This window comes from Gordonia insulae (genome assembly GCF_003855095.1).
Lineage (GTDB): Bacteria > Actinomycetota > Actinomycetes > Mycobacteriales > Mycobacteriaceae > Gordonia > Gordonia insulae.
The window spans coordinates 3,962,803-3,987,740 of sequence record NZ_CP033972.1; the positions used below are offsets into that span (position 1 = coordinate 3,962,803).

Here is a 24,938-nt window from a genome sequence, read left to right on the forward strand (position 1 = left end):
TCCGATCGCGCATGGCGCCCGGCCACGCCGGACCGGGCCGTCTCTCGAACCGACACCTCACCCATTATCGCCAACTCATCCGCCCGGGAGACCGGGGATGGTGAACGTGGGGAACTGTGGCTGTTCGGCGGTCGGTGCGCCGGGGTCGGTGGTGTCCGGGACCTCGGTGGTCGTCGGCGCCTCCTCGGTCGTCGTCTCTTCCGTCGTGGTCTCCCGCGTGGTCGTGCGTTCGCGGGTCGTAGGTTCCGGCTGTTCCTCGGTGGTCTCCGGGGCCTGCGTGGTGGTCTCGGTGATCGTCGTCGTCGACGACGGTGCCGGCACCTCGGCGGGCGACGAGTTCAGGTTCAGCAGCCAATAGCCGATCAGGCCGAGCGCCGCGACCAGCAGCGCCGCGGCCACGCCGGCCAGCACCTTCTGTCCGGTGGTCCAGCTGTTGTCGTCGGCGGGTGGCACCGGCCGGCTGGGCGGACGGCTGGTGGTGCGCGCGGTCGACGGCCGTGACGCCGACGTCCCGGTCATCGCGCGGGTCGCCGACGGTCGCATCGCGGCGGCGGCCGCAGCCCCGCCCACGGCACCCGCGGCGGCGGCTCCGGCGATGGCACCCGGCCGTGGCGGACGATGACCTGCACGGATCGCGGCGACCGCGTCGGCGAACTCACCGCCGTTGGCGTAACGCTGACGCGGATCCTTCGACAGCGTGATGTCGATCAGCTCACGCACGTTCGCCGGAACCGTCGTCGGCAGCGGCGGTGGGGTCTCGCGGATGTGCTTCATCGCGACCGTGATGGCACCGTCGCCGAGGAACGGACGGCGGCCGGTAAGGGCCTCGTATCCGACCACACCGAGCGAGTAGACGTCCGACGCCGCGGTCGCCTCGTCGCCGGTCGCCTGCTCCGGCGAGATGTACTGCGCGGTGCCCATGACCATGCCGGTCTGGGTGACCGGCGCCGAGTCCACCGCCTTGGCGATGCCGAAGTCGGTGATCTTCACCTGTCCGGTCGGCGTGATCAAGATGTTGCCGGGCTTCACGTCGCGGTGCACCAGACCCTTGGTGTGCGCCGCCTGCAACGCACGTCCGGTCTGCTCGAGCATGTCGAGACTGTTGGTCAGTGAGAGCCGGCCCATCCGGGAGATCACCGAGTTCAGCGGCTCACCGTCGACGAGTTCCATGACCAGGTAGGCCAACGGCTCGCCGCCGCCGCGATCCGGCGTCTCGCCGTAGTCGAAGACGTTGGCGATACCCGGGTCGTTGAGCTTCGCGGTGGTCTGGGCCTCCGCGCGGAAACGTGCGGTGAATTCCGGGTCGTGCGAGTACTCGGCCTTGAGCACCTTCACGGCCACCCGCCGATTGAGCCGGGTGTCGAGTCCCTCCCACACCTGACCCATGCCACCGGTGGCGATGAGGCGCATCAGCCGGTAGCGGTCGGCGATGGTGGTGCCGCTCTGCAATGTCATCAGCTCGCACCTCCCACCAATGCGTTGATCACTGCTCGTCCGATCGGAGCCGCCACCGTACCCCCTGTCGATGCCGGTCCGGGATCCCCGTTCTCCACGATGACGGCGACCGCGATCTGTGCGTTCGACGACGGCCCGAACGCGATGTACCAGGAGTACGGCGTCTCGGACTCGACATCGGAGGTGGCCGAGTGTTCGGCCGTGCCGGTCTTGGACGCGATCGAGACGGGACCGCCGGCACCCTGGGTGCTGCGTTCGGACTCGATCATCATCGAGGTGAGGGTGGCGGCCTGATCCGAACTGATCGGCTCGTTGATGGTGGTCGGCTGGGTGGTCTGCAGGGTCCGCAGATCCGCCGCCTGCAGCTTGTCGACCAGGTAGGGCTGCATCCGGACGCCGCCGTTGGCGACCGTGGACGCGATCATCGCCATCTGCATCGGTGTCACCCGCACGTCGCGCTGACCGATGGAGGCCTGCCCGAGTGCCGCGCGATCGGGGATCTCTCCGACGGTCGAGCGCGAGACCGGCAGCGGGGTGTCGGGCTGCTTCTCGTCGAGGCCGAAGCGTTGCGCCGTCTCACGGAACACGGTGATCGGATCCTTCATCTTGCTCGTCGTGAGATCGACGAATGCGGTGTTGCACGAATACTTGAACGCCTGCACCAGCGACACCGTGCCGCCCGACGACCCGGGGCACGTCTGGCCGCCGTAGTTGGTCAGCGAGGTCTCCGTTCCCGGCAGCACGATCGACGGCGCCGCGGTGAGCCGGATGTCGGGAGAGATGTTGTCCCGCAACGCCGCGGCGGTGGTCACCACCTTGAACGTCGATCCCGGCGGATAGAGCTGGTTGATCGCCCGGTTCAGCATCGGGTTGTCCGTGTCACCCGGCTGATTCCAGGCCGCCCAGTTGCGTTCGCGCACATTCTGGTCGTGGCTCGCCAGTTTGTTCGGGTCGTAACTCGGTGTCGAGGCCATCGCGAGGATCTTGCCGGTGTTGGGCTGCAGGGCCACGACCGCGCCGCGGCAGCCACCCTGACATCCGTTGCGCAGTCCGTCGTAGGCGGCGCGTTGCAGCCGCGGGACGATCGTGCTGACCACGTTGCCGCCGCGCGGGTCCCGGCCGGAGAACATGTCCATGAACCGTTGGCCGAACAACCGGTCGTCGTTGCCGTTGAGGATCGAGTTCTCGTAGAGCTCCAGACCGGTACTGCCGTACTGGAACGAGTAATAGCCGGTCACCGGGGCGAACGCCTCGGCGCCGTTCGGCGGATACGTGCGCAGGAACTTGAGTCGGCTGTCGGTGGGCACCGAGACCGCCACCACGGAGCCGCCGTCGGCGGTGATCGACCCGCGTTGACGCGCGTACTCGTCGAGCAGCACCCGGTTGTTGCGGGGATCGGCACGCAGCGCATCGGCTTTGAACACTTGCACATAGGTGGCGTTGGCGAGGAGCGCGACGATCATCAGGATGACCGCCACGGACACGCGCTGGATCGGCTTGTTCATCGGGTCACCACCCGCGTGGGCGCCGAGTCGATGCTCTTGGGCGGCGGCCGTTTCCGCGTGGGGTCGGGTTCCCGGGCGGCGTTGGAGATGCGGATCAGCAACGCCAGCAGGATGTAGTTCGCCAGCAGCGACGACCCGCCGTAGGAGAGGAACGGTGTGGTGAGACCGGTCAGCGGGATGAGCTTGGTGACACCACCGACCACCACGAACACCTGCACCGCGATGGTGAACGAGAGCCCGGTGGCGAGCAGTTTCCCGAAGCTGTCGCGCACGGCGATCCCGGTACGCAGGCCGCGCATCACGAAGATCAGGTACAGCACCAGGATCGCGGCCAGCCCGACCAGACCCAGCTCCTCACCGATGGTCGCGATGATGAAGTCGGTGTTGGCGAACGGCACGATGTTGGGTCGACCGGAACCCAGACCGGTGCCGAACAGGCCGCCGGTGGCGAGCCCGAACAGGCTCTGTCCGATCTGGTAGCCGGCACCGTCGAAGTCGCTGAACGGATCCCGCCAGATCTCGACACGCACCTGCAGGTGCGCGAACAGCTGGTAGGCGAGCAACGCACCGACGACGAACAGTGTCACGCCGAGCACCAGCCAGCTCGCGCGTTCGGTGGCGACGTAGACCATGGTCAGCATCGTCGAGAAGATCAGCAGCGAGCTGCCCAGGTCCGACGAGTAGGCGAGCACGGCGATGGAGACGAACCAGGCGGCGAGCAGCGGTCCGAGGTCGCGGGCGCGCGGGAAGTCCATGCCCAGGAAGTGTTTTCCCGCGGTGGTGAACAGATCACGCTTGGACACCAGGAACGCCGCGGTGAAGATGATGATGAGGATCTTGGCGAACTCGCTGGGCTGGATGGAGAAGAACGGCGTGATGATCCAGTTCTTCGATCCGTTGATCTGCGACATCGACGACGGCAGGATCGCCGGGATGATCAGGAGGACAAGACCTCCCAGGCCCAGGGTGTATGCGTACCGCGACAGCGTCCGGTGGTCACGGATGAAGATCAGTACCGCGGCGAACACGATGATGCCCAGCACCGCCCACAGCAACTGCTGATCGGCATTGTGCGTGACGTCGGTCGTGTTGACGGTCTCGCCGGTGCGGCCGGTGCCCAGGTCGAGTCGGTGGATCAGCACCAGGCCCAGGCCGTTGAGCACGGCGACCACCGGCAGCAGCAGGGGATCGGCGTGCGGCGCGTATCGACGGACCACGAGGTGCGCCCCACCGAACAGGAGGATGTAGGCGGCAACGTATTTCGCGAGATCCCAGGTGATGCTCTGCCCCTGCGCGGCCTGCACGATGAGCAGGGCCACCGTCACCAGTCCGATGGCGAATCCGAGCAGCACGAGTTCCGCGGTCCGACCGGTCTGTTCCGGTGGCTGACGCGGTGGGGCGTGGACGGGACCCGACGGTTGGCTCATCTAGTGGCCTCGGCAGATCTTGTTGCCGTCGCTGTCGTACTGCGCGGGTGACTGCAGCGAGGTCGTGGTCGACCCGCTGGGGGAACTCGGCTGGGTCGGTCCGGTGCCGGGCGCCGGTGCGGTCGCGGGTGTACCGGGAGCGGGTGGCGTCGGCGATGCGGTCGCCGGGCTCGGTGCCGCGCCGGGTGCCGGGGCCGGTGCGGGTGCCGGCGCGGGCAGCGGATCCGGGCACAGCGGAAGGAAATTCAGCTGTTGTACCCGATTCTGCGCATCGGCGAGCGGCATGTTCCGGATCGAGTTCCCGGTGACGGCGTTGCGGTCGAGTTCGGCGAGGTCCGAGGTCTGCAACGGCGTGCAGGTGTCGGCGGCGTCGTGGTCGGCGAACTCGATCTGCGGGTCCGCCTGGTCGAGCCCGGTGACGCAGGCCAGCTGATTGGCCGAACTGAGGTCGAGGAACAGCACCTTGTCGGGTGATCCCTGATAGATGACCACGTCACCGTCACTGGCGCCGACGTAGTAGTTGTTGCGCACCATCGAGCGGGTGACGAAGAACCCGGCGATCAGCAGCGCGATCACCGAGACCGCGACCCCGCCCACGAGCCAGCGGCGGCGCGGATTCCGTGGCGGCGGCGTCTCATCGGCCATGATGGTGGGCCGCTGCGGCTCGGCCGCCGGCGGACGCAGCGCTGCCGCCCGTCCGGCCGCGGTGGACGGATTCGGGGTGTAGCCCTCGTCGTCCCCGCCGGCCGCACCGCCCACGATGGGCCGGGATTCCCCGTACTCGGTGTCGACCACGTCGGCGACGATGACCGTCACGTTGTCCGGACCGCCACCGCGCAGAGCGAGTTCGATGAGGCGGTCCGCGCACTCCTTGTGGTCCGGGATGGAACCGAGGGTGTCGGCGAGCGTCTCCTCGCTGACCACATCCGACAGCCCGTCGCTGCACAACAGGTAGCGGTCACCGGCGCGGGCTTCCCGGATGGTCAGGGTCGGCTCCACCTCCTGCCCCGTGAGCGCGCGCATGATCAGCGACCGCTGCGGGTGGGTGTGCGCCTGTTCGGCGGTGATGCGACCTTCGTCGACGAGGGTCTGGACGAACGTGTCGTCGCGGGTGATCTGGGCCAGCTGGCCGTCGCGGTAGAGGTAGCCACGCGAATCGCCGATGTGGCAGAGGCCGATCCGGCTCCCGGCGAACAGGATCGCGGTGAGGGTGGTGCCCATGCCGTCGAGCTCGGGGGAGTGTTCCACCTGGGCGGCGATGGCGGCGTTGCCGCTGTGGGTGGCCCGGTCGAGCTGTGCGAGCAGGTCGCCGCCGGGCTCGTCGTCGTCGAGGTTGCGCAACGCCTGGATCACCAGCTGGCTGGCGACCTCACCGGCCGCGTGACCACCCATGCCGTCGGCCAGGGCGAGCAGACGCGCGCCGGCGTAGACGGAGTCCTCGTTGTTCGAGCGCACCAGGCCCCGGTCGCTTCGCGCGATGTAGCGCAGCACGAGTGTCACGGGCGCAGCTCGATCACGGTCTTGCCGATGCGGATCGGCGTGCTGAGCGGGACCTTGACGGCCGTGGTGACCTTCGACCGGTCGAGGTACGTGCCGTTGGTGGATCCGAGGTCCTCGACGTACCAGTCGTCGCCGCGCCGCGACAGCCGTGCATGCCGCTCGGACGCGTAGTCGTCGGTGAGGACAAGTGTCGAATCGTCGGCGCGACCGAGCAGCACCGGCTGTGTGCCGAGGGTGATGCGGGTGTTGGCCAACGCGCCGTGCGTGACGACCAGATAGCGTGCCGACCCGCGGGCGGCACGCGCACCACCGGAACGCTGACGCTTCTCGCTGCGTGTGTAGCGCGCCAGACGCGAACCACCGGCCGTGGCAATGTCGGCGCGAAGGGTGCGGATGACGGCGTAGACGAACAGCCAGAGCAGCAGCAGGAACCCGATACGGGTCAGCTGCAGCACCAAGCCCTGCATTTAAGTGTTCACCTCCAGCGCCATCACGTCTCGCAGCCCGCCATGTTCCACCCCATGCGCCGGTCGTAGAAACGGACCCGACTGCATCTTATGGGCAGACCGTGCGTTCCCCGGCATTGAGATGTGACAGTTCAGTATCAACGCCCGGCCCCGACATGGGAGACCGGGCGGATGACCCTGGACTACTGGAACCGAACGGTGATGTCCGAGTGGCCGACGCGGATACGGTCGCCGTCGGCGAGCTCCCAGCTGCTGACCTGCAGGTCGTTGACCGTGGTGCCGTTGGTCGAGTTCAGATCGGTGAGCATCGCGGTGGTGCCGTCCCAGCGGATCTCCACGTGCCGGCGGGAGACGCCGGTGTCCGGGAGACGGAACTGGGCGTCCTGCCCACGGCCGATGATGTTCGATCCGTCACGCAGCTGGAAGGTGCGGTTGCTGCCGTCCTCGAGGAGCAAGGTGATCGACGCGGGAGCGTAGCCACCCGGCCGTCCGTAACCCTGGTCGTAGCCGCCCTGCCCGTAGCCGTAGCCGGGCTGCTGGGCGTAGCCCTGCTGGTAGTCGTAGCCGGGCTGCTGTGCATAGCCCTGCTGCTCGTAGCCGCCCTGCGGGTAGCCCTGCTCGTACCCCTGCTGGGCGTATCCCTGTTGGTCGTACCCGCCCTGGTAACCCTGGTCGTACCCGGGCTGTGCATAGCCCTGCTGGTCGTAGCCGCCCTGGTAGCCCTGGTCGTACCCCTGCTGGCCGTAACCGGGCTGTCCGTACCCCGGCTGTGCGTAGCCCTGGTCGTACGCCGGCTGTCCGGCGGGCGCTGCGGCGGGCTGACCGCGGTCGTAGCCGGCCTGCTGGTAGTCGTACCCACCCTGCTGGCCACCCTGGTCGTACGCCGGGTCGGTGCCCCTGCGCTGGTCGTATCTGGGGTTATTGGTCATCTCTGGGGCTCCTACTTGTCGTTGTGCACTTTGTGGGTGCTGCTCATGTGGTCGTTGCGGTCCGGGCGCGGCCGGCCGGGGCGTGGCGTCCGGGTTCACCGCGCCGCGGGTGCGGAACATCCCGGTGTGCAACGACGGCGACTGTTCGAACTCTACGACGACCCGCCCATATGTCTGCCAGCCGTTGTCCGAGATGAAGTTCTCCAGGTGTTTGGAGAACGTCTTGCGATTCAGCTCGTACTCCGCCGCGATGTGGTCGTAATCGGTGGGGCTGAACAACAACGTATAGCTGTTGGGAGCGAGAATTGCGCCGTCACCGAGATCCTCGAGCGCCTGCTCGGCCTCTCGTTGCAGACCGTTCTCGATCTCCTTGGGTGCGACCTCGCCCCCGAAGACACGTGCGAAGCCATCGTCGACGGCTCCTTCGAGTTTGCGTTCGATACGCTGCAGAATTCCCACCGGCGACCTCCCTTCGCGGCTTGGTGCACACGGCTCTTGGCGTGTCGCCGTGCGTATGGCCTTGATAGATGGTACCGAACATGCCCATTCGGCAGGGGATGATGTCAATGCAGCACCACGCGCAACATCACTCACCTGCGATGTCGTGCCGGCAATGCTACCCGTGTCGGAGTGTCTGACCTGCTGTTCTCGCTTCTTCGATCGCGTACCGGACGGCGGGCGGTGGGTGGCCGCCCGAGTGGGTTTTACTTCGGACGGCACGACTTGCTATCGTCTTCCAGTCTCATGCAGATGCAGACAGCCACGGGCGAGTGGCGGAATGGCAGACGCGCTGGCTTCAGGTGCCAGTGTCCTTCGGGACGTGGGGGTTCAAGTCCCCCTTCGCCCACCGAGTAACTGAACAACGAAGAAGCCCCGGCCGATGGTCGGGGCTTTTCTGTTCACCGGTCGACCCTGTTCCCCGGTCGACGGCGTGGCCGGATTCCCGATGCACCATCCACGGCTTGGTACCGTGCCGGTGCCCGACCACCGAGGAGTCCGATGCCGTCTATGTCCGCGACCAACACCATCATGGATCTGATGCAGCGTCGCACCCTGCTGCCGCCCGTCGTCGAGAACGCGGTGTCGGGCCGCGGTCGCGACGTCACCGGGCTCACCATCCTGATCACCGGCGCATCCGCGGGCATCGGCCGCCAGGCCACCCGGCAGCTCACCGGGCGCGGGGCGACGGTCATCGCCATCGCGCGGCGCGAGTCCGAGTTGCGCTCTCTCGCGGCGGAGACCGGATGCGAGTACCGCGTCTGCGACCTGTCCGATGAGGATGCGATCGCCGACTTGCTGGAGGATCTCGCCGGGCGTGAAGTCGATGTGCTCGTGAACAACGCCGGACACTCGATCCGACGTTCCGTTCTCGACTCCGCCGACCGGCTGCACGATTACCAGCGCACCATGCAGCTCAATTACTTTGCCGCAGTACAGCTCACACTGGGTCTGCTGCCGGGCATGGTCGAGCGCGGGCGCGGCCAGATCGTCAACATCTGCACCTGGGGGCTGATGGCCAACACGTTCCCACGGTTCTCCGCGTACGCCGCGTCCAAGAATGCGCTGGCCATCTTCGGGCGCAGCCTGAACGCCGAGAAACCTCATGCGGACGTACGCGCGACCAACGTCTACTACCCGTTGGTGCGCACCGAGATGATCGCTCCCACAGCCGAATACGACGGGGTCCACGCGCTGAGCGCGGACGAGGCCGGCCGATGGATTCTGCGTGCGGTCACCCATCAACCGACCGCGGTGGCGCCGGCAGCGCTGCGCGCGCTGCTACCGGCGATCGACTACTTCGCACCCACTGCGGCGGACAAGGCGATCGCGTCACTGACCTGACGCGCGCTCGGATCCGACACCCGCGCACGCGGAACGCTCGACCTCACACCGGGATGGCTTGACCCCGCACTGTCGACGGTGGCACAGCGGGATGACGCGGCCTCCGCCAACCACGAGCGGCGTTGCTCACGAAGGAGAAGTACAGGGGCACTCCGTCGGAGACAAACTGGTCGAGCTGTGTCCGGACGGAGGCGGGTGATCTCGCACGAGTGGCGAGTCGGGGTGAGGTCGAGCGTTCGCGCAACGGCAATCCGCGCTTACCAGAGGAAGTTTCCGACGGCTTTGAGGATGCCGGACACAAGTTCTGCGATCATCAACAACATAGGGAACACCTCCCTCCGACATCTGACGCATCGAAGACATCAGTGTAATCCAGATCACACTGACGGGTCGACGCTCTTGCTTCAACCGGATGACCCACGATCGTCGGAGAACTCACGATCGCCCGCCGGTTGCATCGTCGGAGGGAAGCGGTTCGTTACACCCCAATTCTTTAGTGCTGCAAACGAATTACATCAGCTCGCCGAATCAGCCCGCAGATGCGCCGACGACCGCGACCCGACCGGCTCGCTGCCGGACCGGATCGGGGTAGGGGACCGCCGCCAGCAGCGCGCGGGTGTACTCGTCTGCGGGCGCCGTCAGCACTGTGCGTGCATCGCCGGTCTCCACCAGCAGCCCGTCCCGAAGGACCGCGACGCGGTCGGCGACCCGTTCCACCACGGCGAGGTCGTGGCTGATGAACAGCGCCGCGAACCCGAGGTCGCGCTGCAACCGGGCGAAGAGTTCCAGGACTCGTGCCTGCACGGAGACATCGAGGGCACTGGTCGGCTCGTCGGCGATCAGGAGCTTCGGATCGACGGCGAGTGCGCGCGCGAGCGCGACGCGTTGGCGCTGCCCGCCGGAGAGTTCGTGTGGCAGCCGGGCGGCGAACGACCGCGGCAACTGCACGGCGTCGAGCAGATCGGCGACACGGGAGTTCTGCTCGTCGCGGGTGCCGATCCGATGGATCTCCAGCGGCTCGCGGACCGACTCCGCGACGGTGAAGCGTGGATCCAGCGACGCCGTGGGGTCCTGCGGCACGAAGGCGATGGAGCGCCGCAGCGCCCTGAGCTCTTTGCGGGACACCGCTGCGAGATCCTTGCCGTCCAGCAGGATCCGGCCCGACGTCGGGGTGATCAGGCCGCCGATCGTTCGCCCCAATGTCGTCTTGCCCGAACCGGATTCGCCGACCACGCCGACGACCTCGCCGGGGTGCACGGTCAGCGCCACCTTCGACAGCGCGGTGTGCGGGGCGTTGCCGAATCTCCCCGGGTACCGGACGGTGATGTCGTCGACACGGACAACGGCGGTGTCGGGCTCGGGTTCGTTGACCGTCGCGACGGCGGTGCCGGCCCCCGGCGACGGCAACGTGGGGACCGCCGCCAGCAGTTGCCGCGTGTAGGGCTGGGTCGGATTCGCGAAGATGTCGAACACGTCGCCGCGCTCGATCACCTCGCCGAGTTGGACCACGACGACCCGATCGGCGATGTCGGCCACGACACCGAGATTGTGGGTGATGAGGAGGATTCCGGCGTCGGTGCGCTCCCGCAGCCGCAGCAGGAGATCGAGGATCTCCCGTTGCACAGAGACGTCCAGCGCGGTCGTCGGCTCGTCCGCGAGCAGCAGCACCGGGTCATTCGCGAGCGCGAGTGCGATCACGACCCGCTGCTTCTGCCCGCCGGACAGCTGATGTGGGTAGTACCCGACGCGGGTCTGCGGATCCGGGATCTCGACGAGGCGCAGGAGTTCGATCGCCCGCTCCTGGGCGGCACGCCGGGACAACCGTTTGTGGGTCCGCAGGGCCTGGCGGAGTTGCCACCCGACGGTCTGCACCGGATTGAGGGCCGTCTGCGGTTCCTGGAAGATCATCGCCACGCGGGTGCCGCGCACGGCGTTGAGTTCCTTCTCCGATCTGTTCAGCACCTCGACGCCGTCGACCTTCACCGAGCCCGACGCCGCCGCGGTCTCGGGGAGCAGGCCGATCGCCGCCCGCGCGGTCATCGTCTTGCCCGAACCGGATTCGCCCACGAGTGCGAGGATCTGTCCGCGGTCCACACGCAGGCTGATCCCGGCGACGGCCGGACGCGGATAGTCGAAGGTGACCCGTAGGTCGGTGACCTCCAGCGCCGGGACGCCGGAGGCCTCGACGTCGGGGTCGGCAGCGGTCGGATCGGCTGGTGCGGACATCACTGCCTCCGGGTTCGTGAGATGGACTGTGCGATCAGGTAGAAGCCGAGGACCAGGGCCGAGATCACCACGAGCGGTCCGAGGGAGAACCACGGGTTGGTCTCCAGGTATCCGTTGCCGGCGGCCAGGATGGCACCGAGCGAGGGGGTGGGCGGCACGACGCCGATCCCCAGGTAGCTCATCGCGCCCTCGACGAAGACCGCGAGCGAGAGCGACAGCGCGAACTGGACACCCAGGGCCTCGACGGAGTTCGGCAGTACATGCCGGAGCAAAACATGTGTCGTGGTGGCACCCGAGACCCGTGCCGCCTCCACGTAGGGCATCTCGCGAACCTTGAGGACCGACGTCCGGGTGAGTCGCCCGAAGATCGGTATCTCCGCGAGCGCGATCACGATGACGATGGTCTGCGTGCCGGGGGACAGGACCGCGGTGAGCGCGATCCCCAACAGCAGCGCGGGGAACGCGAGGATCACGTCGAAGGTCCGCTGAGCCACGACGTCACTCCAGGGGTGGGTGACGGTGGCGAGACCGGCAGCGATGCCGAGTATGGCGCCGATCGGAACCGCGGTGAAGATGATCAGCAGGTCGATCCGGATTCCGTACAGCACGCGGGTGAGCAGGTCGCGGTTCAGATCGTCGGTGCCGAGCCAGTGTTCCCCGCTCGGAGGTAGCAGGTAGGCGCCGTCGATCTGCTGGTCCGGCCCGAAGGCGGTCAGCAGCGGGCCGAACACCCCGAGCAGTACGACGACCGCGACGAGAACCGTGCCGACCAGGCCGGACCCGCGGAAGAGGCTGTGCCACAGCGGTGGCCGTGTGCGGGCGCCGTCCTTGTCCGCCGGGAACTCCGGGAGCAGACCGGGTTCGACGTCCGGCACGGGGTCGACGCCGAAAGTGGCGGCGAGGGGATCGGAGGTCGTCGACGACGTCGTGGTCGTGTGTGTGGACATCACTGGCCTGCCAATCGGATTCGGGGGTCGAGCCACGCGTGCAGGACGTCGGCGGCCAACTGGAGGACGACGAACACCGTCACCGACAGCAGCACCAGCACCTGGACGAGGGGATAGTCGCGGGCGAAGATGCCCTCCTCGGTCAGCAGACCGAGGCCCGGCCAGCCGAAGATGGACTCCACCAGGATGGCGCCACCCAGCAGGCCACCGATGACGAGACCGAGTGCGGTCAGAGTGGGTGGCAATGCATTACGCAGCGCGTTGCGCACCACGATCGTGCGTCGGGGCACGCCGAGTGACCGCGCGGTGACCGCGTACGGCTGACGCAGCTCGGTGTGCAGCGCCTCGGTCAGGAACCGGGCGAGCACCGCACCGGCCGGGAGGCCGAGCGTCAACGCGGGCAGCAGGAGGTATTGGAGGCTGAACTGCAGGTTCTCCGTGTAGCCGCCGGGTGGTGTGCCACCCGCAGGCAACCACCGGAGCTGGACACCGAACACCAGGATCAGCACTGTGCCGATGACGAAGGTGGGGATCGCGATGGCGACCGCGTTGATGCCGACGAGAACGGCGTGTACCCACCGGTTCTCGGAGATCGTCGCGGCCAGGCTCAACGTGAGTGCCAGGGCCACCGCGATCACCAGTGCGGACAGGGTCAGCACCACGGTGTTGATCAGCCCGTACCCGATGAGGTCGCTGATGGCACCGCCCACCTGATAGCTCTGCCCGAAGTTCAACGTGAGAATCCCACCCAGCCAGGCGAAGTACTGCACCAGGAAGGGACGATCCAGGCCGAGGTCGTGGCGGATCGCGGCGAGCTGGTCAGGCGAGGCGTCGGGGCCGGCGAGTGCCGCCTCCGGGCCGCCGGGGATCAGTCGCAGGATCGAGAAGATGAGGATCGATGCGACCGCCAGCACGATGAGGGCGGTCGGGATCCGTCTGATCAGATAGCCGAGCATTACGAGTTCCGTCCGCTGGTGTCGAGGTAGGTGTCCTTGAGGTGCAGTTGGTTGCGGCGATCCCAGTCGACGTTGCCGACCGAGCTGGACGTCGCGATCTTCTGGAACACCACCCCGATCTCCACGAGGAACAGGTCGCGCAGCCAGATGTCGTCAAGCTTCTGATAGGCGGCGAGCGCAGCCGGTGACGATCCGTCGGCCACCGTCCACGCCGCGGTCGCGGCGGCGGCGTAGTCCGGGTTGATGTAGTTCGACGAGTTCTTGGCCGCGTTGAACGGGTACGCCGACACCGCCAGGGTCGACGGGGTGAACTGGGCGAAAGCGTGCTGCAACAGCCAGATTCCCTCGAACTTGCCGCCGATGAGCTTCGACGCCTGCTGGGTCTGGTCGTTGGGGATGAGGGTCACCGGGATGCCGACGTCCTTGAGATTGGACTGCACGATCTCGGCCACCACCCGGTCCACCCCCTGGGTCGAGTAGTCCAGCGGGATCGGCGGAACCGGCCCGTGTTCGGCGACGAGGGCCTTCGCCTTCTCGACGTCACGCCGGTACGTCGAGTTGGCGCCCGCGTCGTAGGCCGGGGACCACTTCGGCCACGGCAGGTTCACCACGTAGCCGCTCTGGCGGAAGACGTCGTTGATGATCCGTGGACGGTCGATCGCATACGCGATCGCGCGTCGCAGGCGCACGTCGGACAGCGCCGGATTGGTCACGTTGATGCCGACGTACTCCTGCGCCTCGGCACCGGTGAACGTCACGTCCTTGAACCCGTAACGTTGTGTGGCCAATTGCTGGTCGTGGTAGTTGAGTCCGTAGGCCACGTCGATCTGGCCGGTGCGGAGCCGGGTGTAGAGCGACTGCTGGTCGCGAATGATCGCGAAGGTCACCGCGTCGAGATTCGGCCGACCTCCCCAGTAGGAATCGTTGCGCACCAGACGCAGCGACGAATTGGGTTGCCAGGAATCGAATCTGAACGGACCGGTACCGACGTAGGCCTTACCCGCCTTCAGCGCAGGCAGTGTCTGTGCATCCAGGATGGGCGCGGAGTCGAGGAGGTCGAAGATGTTGCTGAGTGGGTGTGCGAAGCGCAACACCACCCGGTGCGGATCCCCGGTGTCATAGGAGGTGATCGCGGCTGCGGTCCGCTTGAACTGGGGCGTCCACGGGCCGGACAGGTAGGCCTTGAGGGATTGCTCGACGTCCGACGACACGAACGGTTTGCCGTTGTGGAAACGGACGTCGGAGCGCAGGTCGAGGGTGAGGGAGAGACCGTCTGGCGCCAGGCGCCACCCGGTGGCCAGGGACGGGCGGACGGTGAGATCGTCGCGGGAATAGCGGATCAGCGTGTCGAACACATTGCTGACCACCTGACCGGCCAGGTTGCCGGTACCGATCTGCAGGAACGTCTTCGGCGACATGTCGCCGAGCACGCCGACGCGCAGATCGCCGCCCTGCGGCGCGGCCTGGCCGGGGGCGAGTGACCGGGTGGCGGAATCCTGCTGCTGCGCGATCGCCGACTGACACCCGGCCACGAGGAGTACGGCGGCAAGCGCCAGGGTGAGTGCGCGCAGGGTGCGGGTACGTCGACGGGGCATGGTGGGGAACTCTTTCTTGCGCATCGGCTGAGGGGTCGGGCGTCACATCGGACGGCCGTCCCAGGTCACCACTGTGGGCAGAGAAACGGCCGATCGCCAAGCCGAGAGGGGGTTTGTGAAGGGCGTCGGCGAAACCCTTGACAGGCCGCTGTGATGTCTGAAAGGTGCTGTGACGCACGGTGTCACCAGCGCGATCACCCAGCCCGGTGTCGCGATGCGCCGGAAAGCGACGAAAGGTACAAGCCCATGCCGAAGTTCGACAGCCCACCCGACCATGCACGCGGTTACGCGGATTTCGGTGGGACCGTCGGCCGTACCTCGTCGGTGTCGGAGCCGTGGTGGCCGGCCGAGCGCACCGCCCCGCAGGGCGCGCCGAACATCGTGGTTGTCCTCATCGACGACATGGGCTACTCGGACATCGGGCCGTTCGGCGCGGAGATCGACACCCCGAACATCGACGCGCTCGCCGCGCGCGGGCTGCGGTTGAGCAACTATCACACCACCCCGGTGTGCTCGCCGGCGCGCGCCGCGTTGCTGACCGGTCTCAGCCCTCATCGTGCGGGTTACGGCAGCGTGGCCAACTCCGACCCCGGATTCCCGGGTCTGCGCCTCGAACTCGCCGACGATGTGCTCACGCTGCCGGAGATCCTGCGCGAGAGTGGTTACGCCACATACGCTGTCGGGAAATGGCATCTGGTCCGTGACGCGAACATGGGCCCGGGCCGCAGCCGGGACTCGTGGCCGCTCCAGCGCGGGTTCGACAGCTACTACGGATCACTCGAGGGGCTCAACTCGTTCTTCCACCCCAACCAGCTGATCGCCGACAACTCCGTCGTCGACGTCGACGAGTATCCCGACGACTACTACGTCACCGACGATCTCACCGATCGCGCCATCCGGCAGATCAAGTCGTTGCGGGCGCAGGATCGCGAGAAGCCGTTCTTCCTGTACTACGCGCACATCGCGATGCACGGCCCGCACCAGGTGAAGGACACCGATCTGGCGAAGTACCGCGGCCGGTACGCCGACGGGTGGGACACCATCCGACAGAACCGCTTCCGGCGCCAGGTGCAGGACGGGCTCTTCGATCCGGGCACGCCCATCGCCGAACGCAACACCGAACCCGGCTACGACGCACCCCCGTGGGAGTCACTGACGGACGACGAGAAGCAGCGCTACCAGCGCTACCAGGAGGTGTACGCGGCAATGGTCGACAGCGTCGACCAGAGCGTGGGCCGCATCGTCGACACGTTGACCGAACTGGGTGAACTCGACAACACGATCATCGTGTTCACCTCAGACAACGGCGGAACGGCCGAGGGTGGCCCGGTCGGGACACGCTCGTACTTCAGCCAGTTCGTGCACGGACCCGTGCCACCGGACTGGGAGCGCGACGTCCCGCACGACGAGGAGCTCATTGGATCGTCCGCGCTCGGCGTCCACTACCCACGCGGTTGGGGGCAGGCCTCGAACACGCCGTTCCGCTTCTACAAGGGACAGACGTTCGCCGGCGGCGTGCGCGTGCCGTTCGTCATCTCGTGGCCCGCCGGCCTGCCGCGCGCCGCCGAGGACAACGGCATCCGTCGTCAGTACTCCTACGTCACCGACGTGACACCCACCCTCCTTGACCTCGCGGGCATCTCGACGCCGACGGAGCGACTCGGCCGGCCGGCCCAGGACCGCGACGGCGTCAGCAGCGCGCCCTTCCTGCTCGACGGCGCGGCGAGCTCGGCACACATCGAGCAGTACGCCGAGTTCGGCGGACATCGCGGCTTCTACCGCGACGGATGGAAACTGGTCTCACTGCACACCGATCCGGCGCAGGTCGACGACCCGCGGTGGGAGCTGTACGACGTCACCGCGGACCCGGCGGAGACCACCGACCTCGCCGCGGAGCATCCCGATCGCGTCGCCGAACTCGCGCAGGCATGGGAGGACGCGGCCTGGCGCAACACCGTGTTCCCCCTCTACGACTCACCGGCCGACCAGGTGCGACGACGACCAGCCGAGGAGCGGCTGAGCGAACCGGTGCGGCTGCTCGCCGGTACGCCCACTCTCGAGCGCTACCGATCGAGCCGTCTGATCGCCTACCGGGACTTCGACGTCGAGGTCGAGCTCGACGGCTGGAGCAGCGAGGACGAGGGAGTTCTTGTCGCGCACGGTGATCCGCAAGGCGGCTACCTGCTCTACATCGAGGACGCATCCCTACATCTCGTCGTCAACAGTTATGGCAGATTCGCCCGCGTGTCGGCGCCACTCGCGCCCGGAACAACCGACGTCACCCTGCGTGCGGTGGCGACCCCGACGGTCCGCTGGGACTTCACGGTCGAGGCCACCGTCGACGGACAGGCCGCGGTGATCGCGAAGCTGCCCGACCAGTTCCAGCTGATCGGCATGGCGCCCTGGACGGGCATATCGGTGGGACTCGACGCCCGGGGGCCGGTCGATCCGGAGCTACGCGAGCGACGAGGAGTGTTCCGCTTCGGGCCGTCGCTGCGATCGGTGACCTACCGGCCGGGGCCGATCCGGGTGCCGGCATCGGTACGGCGTGCCATCGACGAGAGCGCTGAACATCACGCGGACTGACCCACGGCTTCTCCGGATCAGCGTGAGCACAAGTCTCGATTGCCGCACGCAATCGTGGGGCAATGGAATGAAGAGAACAGAAAGGATTGGCCAATGACATTGGCGCAGATCGAGCAGCGAGCCGATCGGGAGGCCCGCGCGCAGCAGGTCTACCGCAACGCCGGCATCACCGTCGACAAACTGGGCGAGCACATCGGCGCGAAGATCGGCAAGGTGCGCCTCGGCGGCGACCTGCCGGCCGAACAGGTGGAGGCGATCCGCCTGGCGCTGGTCACCAACAAGGTGGTGGTCTTCAGCGATCAGCAGCACCTCGACGACGATGCGCAGTACGCATTCGCGGAATTGCTCGGCGATCCGACTGCCCCGCACCCCACGGTCACGTCGCGCGGCTCCCAGTTGCTGACCATCGAGGGCGCCGCGAACAGCTGGCACACCGACGTCACGTTCGTCGACCGCATCCCGAAGGCGTCGATCCTGCGTGCGGTCACCCTGCCGCAGTACGGCGGCGCGACGACATGGGCGTCGACTGTCGCGGCGTATGAACAACTGCCGAAACCGCTGCGGGCGTTGACCGAGGAGCTGTGGGCCACCCACAGCAACCTCTACGACTACGTCGGGCTGAAGGAGCCGACCGGTGGCGTGGATGTCGCCGACAAGGCGGAGCACTACCAGGAGTTCACCAGCACCGAGTACCAGACGCTGCATCCGGTTGTCCGGGTCCATCCGGAGACCGGCGAGCGCAGCCTGCTGCTCGGACACTTCGCGAAGGAGTTCCGCGGCCTCAAGTCGTCGGAATTCGCGAGCCTGTACGAGCTGCTTCAGTCACGGATCATCAAGCTCGAGAACACCTTCCGGTGGAACTGGCGTCTCGGTGACGTCGCGATCTGGGACAACCGTGCCACCCAGCATTACGGCATCGCCGACTACGGCAACCAGAAACGCTCCCTTCACCGCATCACGCTGGCCGGCGATGTGCCGGTCGACGTGCGCGGTGAAAGGAGCCAGATCCTGCAGGGCGACGCCTCGCACTACTCAGTGGTCGAGGAGCCGAGCCGAATCCAGGTGTTCGCGGCCTGACGGCCCTATTGTCCTGAGGGTCTCAATTGTCCCGAGGGTCTCAACGTGGTGGGCGGCGTGCGTACTCAGTAGTAGTGCGCGCGACCGCCCACTGCGCGTCCGGTTGCACCGAGGATCGCCAGGATCGCACCGATGACGAGCAGGATGATGCCCAGGGTCCACAGGATCGGGATACCGAAGATGAAGCCGAGCACCAATAGGACGAGTCCGAGAATTATCATGTGTGCCTCCCCGCAATAGCGAGCCCGCACTCGACGCTGCTGCAAGTGCCTTCGGTGTCAGCCTAGTCCGACCGCGACGCAACAAGCGATTTCTTGATCACTTTGTGGTCCTAGGCAAACCCCGACGCCCGCCGACTTCCACCTTCCCCAAGCTCGCGTCCGCGCACCCGGACACTTGAACCTGAACGCAACTTCAAGTAGGTTCACACGAAATCCGACGGTGCAGAGGATGTGGTGATGCAGCTCGAGGGCAAGGTGGCCATCGTGACCGGCGGCGGGGGCGGCATCGGTGCCGCCATCGCCACAGCGCTGGTCGCACAGGGTGCGCGCGTGGTGCTGACCGATCTCGACGAGCGGTCGGTCACCGCTGCGGCGGCAGAGATCGAATCGACGACCCCGGGATCGGTGGCCTCGATCGCCGGCGATGCCGCGTCGAGCGCGCACATCGAGGCCGCCATCGACCTGGCCGAGTCGCGGTTCGGCCCGGTCGATCTGTACTTTGCCAACGCCGGAATCGGCGGCGCGCCCGGACTTCTCGCGAGTGACGAGGACTGGGCCAAGGTCGTCGAGGTGAATGTCATGGGACACGTCCGTGCCGCCCGACGGCTCGTCCCCGAATGGGTCGAGCGTGGCGGCGGCTACTTCATCGCGACGGCGTCCGCCGCCGGCCTTCTGACCCAGATCGGGTCGGCGACCTATTCCGTCACCAAGCACGCCGCCGTCGGGTTCGCCGAGTGGCTCGACGTCACCTACGGCGATCAGGGCGTTCGGGTGAGTTGCCTGTGCCCCATGGGCGTCGACACCAAGTTGCTGCGCCCGGACGACGCCCCCGCCGACGACGACGCGCTCCTGATGCAGCGTGCCGTCGAGACCGCGGGTCGGGTGCTGACCACCGCCGAGGCCGCCGACACGGTCATCGAGGCCTTGGGTGACGAGCGGTTCCTCATTCTGCCCCACCCCGAGGTCCTCGACATGTATCGGCAGAAGGGCGCCGACTACGACCGCTGGATCCGAGGCATGCGGCGATACCAACAGAGCCTCAAGCAAGAACCCGCTTCGTAAGGAGTCACCATGGATCTGCTCAACCCGTCCGAGCGCGCCGAACAGTACCGCGCGCAGCTGCTCGAGTTCATGGACACGCACGTGTATCCCAACGAGTCGGTCTACGACCAGCAGATGCGTGAGTCCGAGAACCCGCATGCCACACCTCCGGTCCTGCTCGAACTGAAGGCGAAGGCCAAAGAGGCCGGGCTGTGGAATCTCTTTCACCCCCATGCGGATTGGGGACCGGGGCTCAGCAACCTCGAGTACGCGCCGCTCGCCGAGATCATGGGCCGCGTCACCTGGGCATCCGAGGTCTTCAACTGCAATGCCCCGGACACCGGGAACATGGAGGTGTTCACCCTCTTCGGTACCGACGAGCACAAGGAGCGCTACCTCAAGCCGCTCCTCGACGGTGAGATCGCCTCGGCGTTCGCCATGACCGAACCCGAGGTCGCGAGCTCTGATGCCACCAACGTCGAGTTGTCCATGGTGCGCGACGGCGACGAGTACGTCCTCAACGGCCGGAAGTGGTTCGCGTCCAATGCGGTCCGTCCCGACTGCAAGGTTCTCATCGTCATGGGCAAGACCGATCCGACGGCGCCCACCCACCGCCAGCAGTCGATGATGGTGGTACCGACCGATGCTCCCGGGCTGACCATTCTGCGCAACCTTCCCGTGTTCGGCTATGTCGACCGGGAGAGCCATGGCGAGCTCGTCTTCGAGAACGTCCGGGTCCCGTCGAAAGACGTTCTCAAGGGTGAGGGCGAAGGCTTCGCCATCAGCCAGGCGCGTCTCGGACCGGGCCGCATCCACCACTGCATGCGGACCATCGGCATCGCCGAGCGTGCGCTCGAGTTGATGTGCGAGCGCGCGTCGCGGCGGGTGACGTTCGGGCAGCCGATCGCCGACCGTGCCAACATCCAGGACTGGATTGCCGAGGCGCGCATCGACATCGAGATGGTGCGGCTGCTCACTCTCAAGGCCGCCTACATGATGGACACCGTCGGCAACAAGGCGGCGGCCACCGAGATCGCCGCCATCAAGGTGGCCGCGCCGAACATCGCGCTGAAGATCATCGACCGCGCCATCCAGGTGCATGGTGGCGGCGGCGTCACCGACGACTTCCCGTTGGCGATGGCATACGCGCACATCCGCACCCTGCGCCTGGCCGACGGACCGGATGAGGTGCACAAGCGGGCCATCGCCCGACGTGAACTGCGCTCCTACCGGCAGGACGCCGCCGTCTCGGAAACGGTGGCCGGCGTGTCGGATCAGGCGCTCGTCTCTCGATGAGTCCGAACACCGCGCGGCCAGCCGCGACGATCCCGGACACCGACATGTCCGGGTTGGTCGGCTGGCTGCGCACCGTCGGTGTGCGCCCGGAGGGTGAGATCGGTTGCTCCCGAGTGGGTTTCGGGCAGTCCAACCTGACCTATGTGATCCATGACGAAATGGGTGGGCGCTGGGTGCTGCGTCGGCCCCCGGTCGGCCACCTGCTGGCCTCGGCGCACGACGTCGAGCGGGAGGCCCGGATTCTCGCCGGACTCGCGGGTACCGACGTCCCGGTGCCGCAGATCTACGGTGTGTGCACCGACGAGACGGTCAGCCCGGTGCCGGTGGTCGCGATGGAGTTCGTCGCGGGCACCGTGCTCACCGACCGGATCGCGGGCGAGTCGATCTCGCCGGACATTCGCCACGAGGTCGGGCAGTCGATGATCGACACCCTCGCGCACATCCACGCCGTCGACCTCGACGCCGTCGGACTGTCCGACCTGGCCAGCCACAAGCCCTACGCGGCACGGCAATTGAAGCGGTGGAGCGCGCAGTGGGAGCAATCCAAGTCTCGCGACATCCCCGAACTCGACGATCTCACGAGGCGTCTCGCCGCCAACATCCCCGAACAGCACGAGACGGCTCTGGTACACGGCGACTTCCACATCCGCAACGTGATGATCGACCCGACGTCGGGCGCGGTGACGGCGGCGCTGGATTGGGAGTTGGCCACGCTCGGCGACCCGCTCGCCGACATCGGCAGCACACTCGCGTACTGGCCGGCGGTCACCGACGTTCTCCTCGGAGAGCCCGTCGAGATCATGGACGGTTTCCCCACCCGTGCCGAGCTCGCAGATGCCTATCTCGCACGCACGGGGCGCGATCGCGACGCGCTCGCGTACTGGCAGACGCTCGGGCTCTGGAAGGTCGCGATCATCGCCGAGGGGGTGTTGCGTCGCGCGCAGGACAATCCGGCCAACCGCGCGGCGGCCGGGGTGCCGACACCCGCGCACGTGGACAACTTCGTGGCCCGGGCGGTCGCCGTGGCCGATGACGCGGGATTATGACCTCATGCCGAACACCTCCGACGACACCGTCCGATCCCGTCCGCTGACGGCGCGCGGGGCGCGGACGCGGGCGGCGCTGATCGTCGCGGCGCGAACGGTGTTCGAGCGTGACGGGTTCAACGATTCGCGGCTCACCGACATCACGGCGGAGGCCGGATGCGCGACCGGATCGTTCTACACCTATTTCGACAGCAAAGAGGACATCCTCGACGCCGTGCTCGAAGGAGCGCAGGAGGAGATGCTGCATCCGGGCATGCCCCACGTGCAGCCGGAGTCCGACGACGATCCGACCGCGGTCATCGAGGCGGCCAACCGTGCCTATTTCGAGGCGTACCGGCGCAACGCGCAATTGATGCTCGTCCGCGAGCAGGTGTCGGGTATCAGCCCCGAGTTCCGGGAGATCCGTCGTCGGCGCGGGCAGGTCTTCGCCGAACGCAACGCCAAACACATCCGCGACCTCCAGGCGCGGGGGCTCGCGGATCCCGATCTCGATCCGTTGCATGCCGCGCGCGCGTTGTCGGGCATGGTGTCCCGGATGGCCTACCACTGCTTCGGACTCGGCGACGACATCGACATGGACGAACTGGTGTTCACCGCAACTCGACTGTGGGTCAACGCGATCGGGTTGCGTAAGGAATGACCCCCGAACAGTGAGACGCTCGGCCACACCATGGATGGACGAGTACATCGCGTCAACGGGAGTCCGGGGGGGACCAACTCCCGACGTGCGATGGATTCGTTCAGATGGTGAGGCCGAGCGGCCACATGTCACGCGCGTACTAGACGCCCCAGAGTCCGGTGAGGAAACCGAGGGCAGTCTCGACGAAGGATTGCAGAATTGCGAACAGATCCATGCTGTTTCACCTCCTTTCCTGATCAATGCGGCCGTCATCAACCGAGCGAGGTACCGGTCGGCACCTCGGTCGGGCGATGTCTCCGATTCTTCGGAAGTCTTTGTGATCGCCTGTACTCGACGATCTCAATAGTGCTTTCGTTCGCGTGGATTCGATTGTTACACCGAACCGTACGGTTTGTTTCGCTGAATCTGAATCCGAGTGTACGACGACGAATCAGGGTGCGCGCGGAATTGGGACTCTTGACCGGAGTGATCGCCCAATGTTCACGAAAGGCCAGCTAAAGGCCACTTTCGGTTACCGGTGAATGCATATTGACAGCTCTCCAACATATGTTGAGAATTGGTTTCAACCATTGTTGAGTCGATTCTCCAACACGTGTTGAGAAAGCGCGCCGGAACAACCGGAGACCAGCAGGAATCGTCTGAAAATGCGAAGTCTCACAATTCTTCGCACACGATCAGTGCTCGATCCTACGCAGCGCGTCCCGATCGATCGCACGCTTGAGGATCTTGCCTGTCGCGCCCTTCGGCAGCGCATCGACGGTCTGGACGATGCGGGGGATCTTGTAGGCGCTGAGGCGCTCCCCCGCCCACTCCCGTAATCCATCGGCATCGAGTTGGGCGCCGGCCCGGGGTGTGATGACGGCGGCGATCTCCTCGCCGTAGTGATCGTCGGCGACGCCGACGACAGCCACCTCGACGATGTCGGGGTGTTCGTAGAGCACCTCTTCCACCTCGCGCGGGTACACGTTGTAACCGCCGCGGATGATGAGGTCTTTCGCGCGGTCGACGATGCGCAGGGCACCGTCGGCGTCCATGGTGCCCAGGTCGCCGGTGCGCAGCCAGCCGTCGGTGAGGTCGGCGGCGGTGGCATCGGGGCGGTTCCAGTACTCCTTCATCACCGTCGGGGCCTTGATGAAGATCTCCCCGATCACCTCGGGTGCCACGACTTCGCCGTCGGGATCACGCACCTCGATCGTGAAGCCGGGCAGGGCCGGGCCCACGGATCCGACGGCGCCGTCGGCGCCACGGAAGGTGGCGGCGCCGGAGGTCTCGGTGAGCCCGTACCCTTCCATGATCGCGCAGCCGAACCGCTCCTGGAAGGCGCGGATGACCTCGGCGGGCAGAGAGGCCCCGCCGGAACAGGCGAGACGCAGATCGGCGAAGTCCGATGGTGGATAGTCGCCGGTCACCTGGAGCATCGCATTCCACATCGTGGGCACGCCGCACGCGATGGTGATCCGCTCGTCGCGGAGGAGGTCCATGAACGCGGCGGGCGTGAACGGGCTCAGCAAGGACAGACTCCCGCCGGTCGACAACGCCCCGTTCATCACGATCGCCTGGCCGAACACGTGGAACAGCGGTAGCGCGGTCGCCCACCGTTCGGCCGATCCGAGATCGAGCACCTGCCGGAACGCGACGGGACACGCAGTGATGTTCCCGACGGTCAGCGCCGCACCTTTGGGGCGGCCCGTCGTGCCGGAGGTGTACAGGATCACTGCGACGTCATCGTCCGCACGATCGACGAACGACGTCACGGGAGCCGGACCGCCCTCCTCGTCGTCGAACGGTCCGATCTCGACGAACGGCAGGCCGGCGCTCTCGGCAACGGATCGGGCGTTCGTCGCGCACTCGTGCCACGCGACGATCAGTGACGTGCCGGAATCGCCCACGACATACTCGATCTCGGGCACGGTCGACATCACGTTCATGGTGATGATCGTCGCCCCGGCCGTCTGCAGACCGTAGTACGTGACCACGAACTCCGGCACCGACGGCGCGATGAACAGCACCCGATCCCCGATCTGCACGCCGAGTTCGGCACACCTCGCCGCGGAACCGGCGATGCGTTCGCGGAGCTCGCCGTAGGTCAGCGTCCTCGTTCCGCTGCCGACCGCCATCCGCTCCGGCGTCTCATCGGCGTTGCGCCACAGTTCCGCGACGATGCTTGCCATGGTGTCTCCCT

Annotated in this window: 19 protein-coding genes and 1 tRNA gene; 8 read left to right on the forward strand and 12 right to left on the reverse strand. The window is 66.8% G+C overall.

Annotation, left to right across the window (positions count from 1 at the left end):
* Window positions 1-75 precede the first annotated feature (75 nt).
* The 6 genes from D7316_RS18015 to D7316_RS18040 all read right to left on the reverse strand — a co-directional run bounded on the left by D7316_RS18015 (window position 76) and on the right by D7316_RS18040 (window position 7,742).
* Entirely contained in the window at window positions 76-1,455 is a 1,380-nt protein-coding gene (locus D7316_RS18015; RefSeq protein WP_124709475.1) for a serine/threonine-protein kinase, read from the reverse strand.
* On the reverse strand, window positions 1,455-2,960 hold the full coding sequence (locus D7316_RS18020) for a peptidoglycan D,D-transpeptidase FtsI family protein (RefSeq protein ID WP_124709476.1): 1,506 nt from the start codon (window positions 2,958-2,960) through the stop codon (window positions 1,455-1,457). The genes D7316_RS18015 and D7316_RS18020 overlap by 1 nt, the downstream gene beginning before the upstream one ends.
* Complete coding sequence (locus D7316_RS18025; RefSeq protein WP_124709477.1) at window positions 2,957-4,387, reverse strand: FtsW/RodA/SpoVE family cell cycle protein; 1,431 nt, start codon at window positions 4,385-4,387, stop codon at window positions 2,957-2,959. Before D7316_RS18025 ends, D7316_RS18020 begins: the two co-directional genes overlap by 4 nt.
* The gene (locus D7316_RS18030) at window positions 4,388-5,887 is read right to left on the reverse strand and encodes a PP2C family protein-serine/threonine phosphatase (RefSeq protein WP_124709478.1); all 1,500 of its coding nucleotides are present in this window, start codon (window positions 5,885-5,887) and stop codon (window positions 4,388-4,390) included.
* The gene (locus D7316_RS18035; RefSeq protein WP_124709479.1) at window positions 5,884-6,354 is read right to left on the reverse strand and encodes an FHA domain-containing protein FhaB/FipA; all 471 of its coding nucleotides are present in this window, start codon (window positions 6,352-6,354) and stop codon (window positions 5,884-5,886) included. The genes D7316_RS18030 and D7316_RS18035 overlap by 4 nt, the downstream gene beginning before the upstream one ends.
* Before the next feature lie 182 nt (window positions 6,355-6,536).
* The gene (locus D7316_RS18040) at window positions 6,537-7,742 is read right to left on the reverse strand and encodes a DUF3662 and FHA domain-containing protein (RefSeq protein WP_124709480.1); all 1,206 of its coding nucleotides are present in this window, start codon (window positions 7,740-7,742) and stop codon (window positions 6,537-6,539) included.
* 305 nt (window positions 7,743-8,047) lie between these two features.
* Between D7316_RS18040 and D7316_RS18045 the strand changes: the two genes are divergently transcribed.
* Window positions 8,048-8,130: transfer RNA gene (locus D7316_RS18045), tRNA-Leu, on the forward strand.
* Window positions 8,131-8,291: 161 nt separating this feature from the next.
* A complete protein-coding gene (locus D7316_RS18050; RefSeq protein ID WP_124709481.1) occupies window positions 8,292-9,125 on the forward strand; it encodes an SDR family NAD(P)-dependent oxidoreductase in 834 nt (277 codons plus the stop codon).
* A 528-nt stretch (window positions 9,126-9,653) separates the two neighbouring features.
* Here the strand turns inward: D7316_RS18050 and D7316_RS18055 are convergent.
* From D7316_RS18055 to D7316_RS18070, 4 genes are read right to left on the reverse strand one after another with little or no spacing between them, the layout of a single operon-like run.
* Window positions 9,654-11,351, reverse strand: coding sequence for a dipeptide ABC transporter ATP-binding protein (locus tag D7316_RS18055; protein ID WP_124709482.1), 1,698 nt, complete (start codon window positions 11,349-11,351; stop codon window positions 9,654-9,656).
* A complete protein-coding gene (locus D7316_RS18060) occupies window positions 11,351-12,298 on the reverse strand; it encodes an ABC transporter permease (protein WP_124709483.1) in 948 nt (315 codons plus the stop codon). Before D7316_RS18060 ends, D7316_RS18055 begins: the two co-directional genes overlap by 1 nt.
* Window positions 12,298-13,254 (reverse strand): ABC transporter permease, encoded by a 957-nt coding sequence (locus D7316_RS18065; RefSeq protein WP_124709484.1) that lies wholly within the window; start codon window positions 13,252-13,254, stop codon window positions 12,298-12,300. The genes D7316_RS18060 and D7316_RS18065 overlap by 1 nt, the downstream gene beginning before the upstream one ends.
* Entirely contained in the window at window positions 13,254-14,873 is a 1,620-nt protein-coding gene (locus tag D7316_RS18070) for an ABC transporter substrate-binding protein (RefSeq protein ID WP_232016961.1), read from the reverse strand. The genes D7316_RS18065 and D7316_RS18070 overlap by 1 nt, the downstream gene beginning before the upstream one ends.
* Window positions 14,874-15,095: 222 nt before the next feature.
* Between D7316_RS18070 and D7316_RS18075 the strand changes: the two genes are divergently transcribed.
* Complete coding sequence (locus tag D7316_RS18075) at window positions 15,096-17,435, forward strand: sulfatase-like hydrolase/transferase (RefSeq protein WP_124709485.1); 2,340 nt, start codon at window positions 15,096-15,098, stop codon at window positions 17,433-17,435.
* Window positions 17,436-17,528: 93 nt separating this feature from the next.
* Window positions 17,529-18,512 carry a TauD/TfdA dioxygenase family protein gene (locus D7316_RS18080; RefSeq protein WP_124709486.1) on the forward strand — a complete coding sequence of 328 codons (984 nt, stop codon included), beginning with the start codon at window positions 17,529-17,531 and terminating at the stop codon, window positions 18,510-18,512.
* 65 nt (window positions 18,513-18,577) lie between these two features.
* On the opposite strand, the gene D7316_RS27190 is transcribed toward D7316_RS18080, so the two are convergent.
* Window positions 18,578-18,733, reverse strand: a complete 156-nt coding sequence (locus tag D7316_RS27190; protein ID WP_164473813.1) for a DUF6131 family protein — start codon at window positions 18,731-18,733, stop codon at window positions 18,578-18,580.
* 237 nt (window positions 18,734-18,970) lie between these two features.
* Here D7316_RS27190 and D7316_RS18085 point away from each other — a divergent pair, with 237 nt between their 5' ends.
* From D7316_RS18085 to D7316_RS18100, 4 genes are read left to right on the forward strand one after another with little or no spacing between them, the layout of a single operon-like run.
* Window positions 18,971-19,795 carry an SDR family oxidoreductase gene (locus D7316_RS18085; RefSeq protein WP_124709487.1) on the forward strand — a complete coding sequence of 275 codons (825 nt, stop codon included), beginning with the start codon at window positions 18,971-18,973 and terminating at the stop codon, window positions 19,793-19,795.
* 9 nt (window positions 19,796-19,804) lie between these two features.
* The gene (locus tag D7316_RS18090; RefSeq protein WP_124709488.1) at window positions 19,805-21,070 is read left to right on the forward strand and encodes an acyl-CoA dehydrogenase family protein; all 1,266 of its coding nucleotides are present in this window, start codon (window positions 19,805-19,807) and stop codon (window positions 21,068-21,070) included.
* Window positions 21,067-22,116 carry a phosphotransferase family protein gene (locus tag D7316_RS18095; RefSeq protein WP_124709489.1) on the forward strand — a complete coding sequence of 350 codons (1,050 nt, stop codon included), beginning with the start codon at window positions 21,067-21,069 and terminating at the stop codon, window positions 22,114-22,116. Before D7316_RS18090 ends, D7316_RS18095 begins: the two co-directional genes overlap by 4 nt.
* 4 nt (window positions 22,117-22,120) lie before the next feature.
* On the forward strand, window positions 22,121-22,756 hold the full coding sequence (locus D7316_RS18100; RefSeq protein ID WP_124709490.1) for a TetR/AcrR family transcriptional regulator: 636 nt from the start codon (window positions 22,121-22,123) through the stop codon (window positions 22,754-22,756).
* A gap of 674 nt (window positions 22,757-23,430) precedes the next feature.
* Here the strand turns inward: D7316_RS18100 and D7316_RS18105 are convergent.
* On the reverse strand, window positions 23,431-24,927 hold the full coding sequence (locus D7316_RS18105; RefSeq protein ID WP_124709491.1) for a class I adenylate-forming enzyme family protein: 1,497 nt from the start codon (window positions 24,925-24,927) through the stop codon (window positions 23,431-23,433).
* Window positions 24,928-24,938: the final 11 nt, after the last annotated feature.

What these genes read in the sequence shown, in the direction of transcription:
- D7316_RS18055 (WP_124709482.1), bottom strand. Translation starts at nt 11,351, where the DNA reads ATGTCCGCACCAGCCGATCCGACCGCTGCCGACCCCGACGTCGAGGCC.
- D7316_RS18060 (WP_124709483.1), bottom strand. Translation starts at nt 12,298, where the DNA reads ATGTCCACACACACGACCACGACGTCGTCGACGACCTCCGATCCCCTC.
- D7316_RS27190 (WP_164473813.1), bottom strand. Translation starts at nt 18,733, where the DNA reads ATGATAATTCTCGGACTCGTCCTATTGGTGCTCGGCTTCATCTTCGGT.
- D7316_RS18020 (WP_124709476.1), bottom strand. Translation starts at nt 2,960, where the DNA reads ATGAACAAGCCGATCCAGCGCGTGTCCGTGGCGGTCATCCTGATGATC.
- D7316_RS18080 (WP_124709486.1), top strand. Translation starts at nt 17,529, where the DNA reads ATGACATTGGCGCAGATCGAGCAGCGAGCCGATCGGGAGGCCCGCGCG.
- D7316_RS18070 (WP_232016961.1), bottom strand. Translation starts at nt 14,873, where the DNA reads ATGCGCAAGAAAGAGTTCCCCACCATGCCCCGTCGACGTACCCGCACC.
- D7316_RS18105 (WP_124709491.1), bottom strand. Translation starts at nt 24,927, where the DNA reads ATGGCAAGCATCGTCGCGGAACTGTGGCGCAACGCCGATGAGACGCCG.
- D7316_RS18100 (WP_124709490.1), top strand. Translation starts at nt 22,121, where the DNA reads ATGCCGAACACCTCCGACGACACCGTCCGATCCCGTCCGCTGACGGCG.
- D7316_RS18035 (WP_124709479.1), bottom strand. Translation starts at nt 6,354, where the DNA reads ATGCAGGGCTTGGTGCTGCAGCTGACCCGTATCGGGTTCCTGCTGCTG.
- D7316_RS18085 (WP_124709487.1), top strand. Translation starts at nt 18,971, where the DNA reads ATGCAGCTCGAGGGCAAGGTGGCCATCGTGACCGGCGGCGGGGGCGGC.
- D7316_RS18025 (WP_124709477.1), bottom strand. Translation starts at nt 4,387, where the DNA reads ATGAGCCAACCGTCGGGTCCCGTCCACGCCCCACCGCGTCAGCCACCG.
- D7316_RS18095 (WP_124709489.1), top strand. Translation starts at nt 21,067, where the DNA reads ATGAGTCCGAACACCGCGCGGCCAGCCGCGACGATCCCGGACACCGAC.
- D7316_RS18090 (WP_124709488.1), top strand. Translation starts at nt 19,805, where the DNA reads ATGGATCTGCTCAACCCGTCCGAGCGCGCCGAACAGTACCGCGCGCAG.
- D7316_RS18065 (WP_124709484.1), bottom strand. Translation starts at nt 13,254, where the DNA reads ATGCTCGGCTATCTGATCAGACGGATCCCGACCGCCCTCATCGTGCTG.
- D7316_RS18075 (WP_124709485.1), top strand. Translation starts at nt 15,096, where the DNA reads ATGCCGAAGTTCGACAGCCCACCCGACCATGCACGCGGTTACGCGGAT.
- D7316_RS18015 (WP_124709475.1), bottom strand. Translation starts at nt 1,455, where the DNA reads ATGACATTGCAGAGCGGCACCACCATCGCCGACCGCTACCGGCTGATG.
- D7316_RS18050 (WP_124709481.1), top strand. Translation starts at nt 8,292, where the DNA reads ATGTCCGCGACCAACACCATCATGGATCTGATGCAGCGTCGCACCCTG.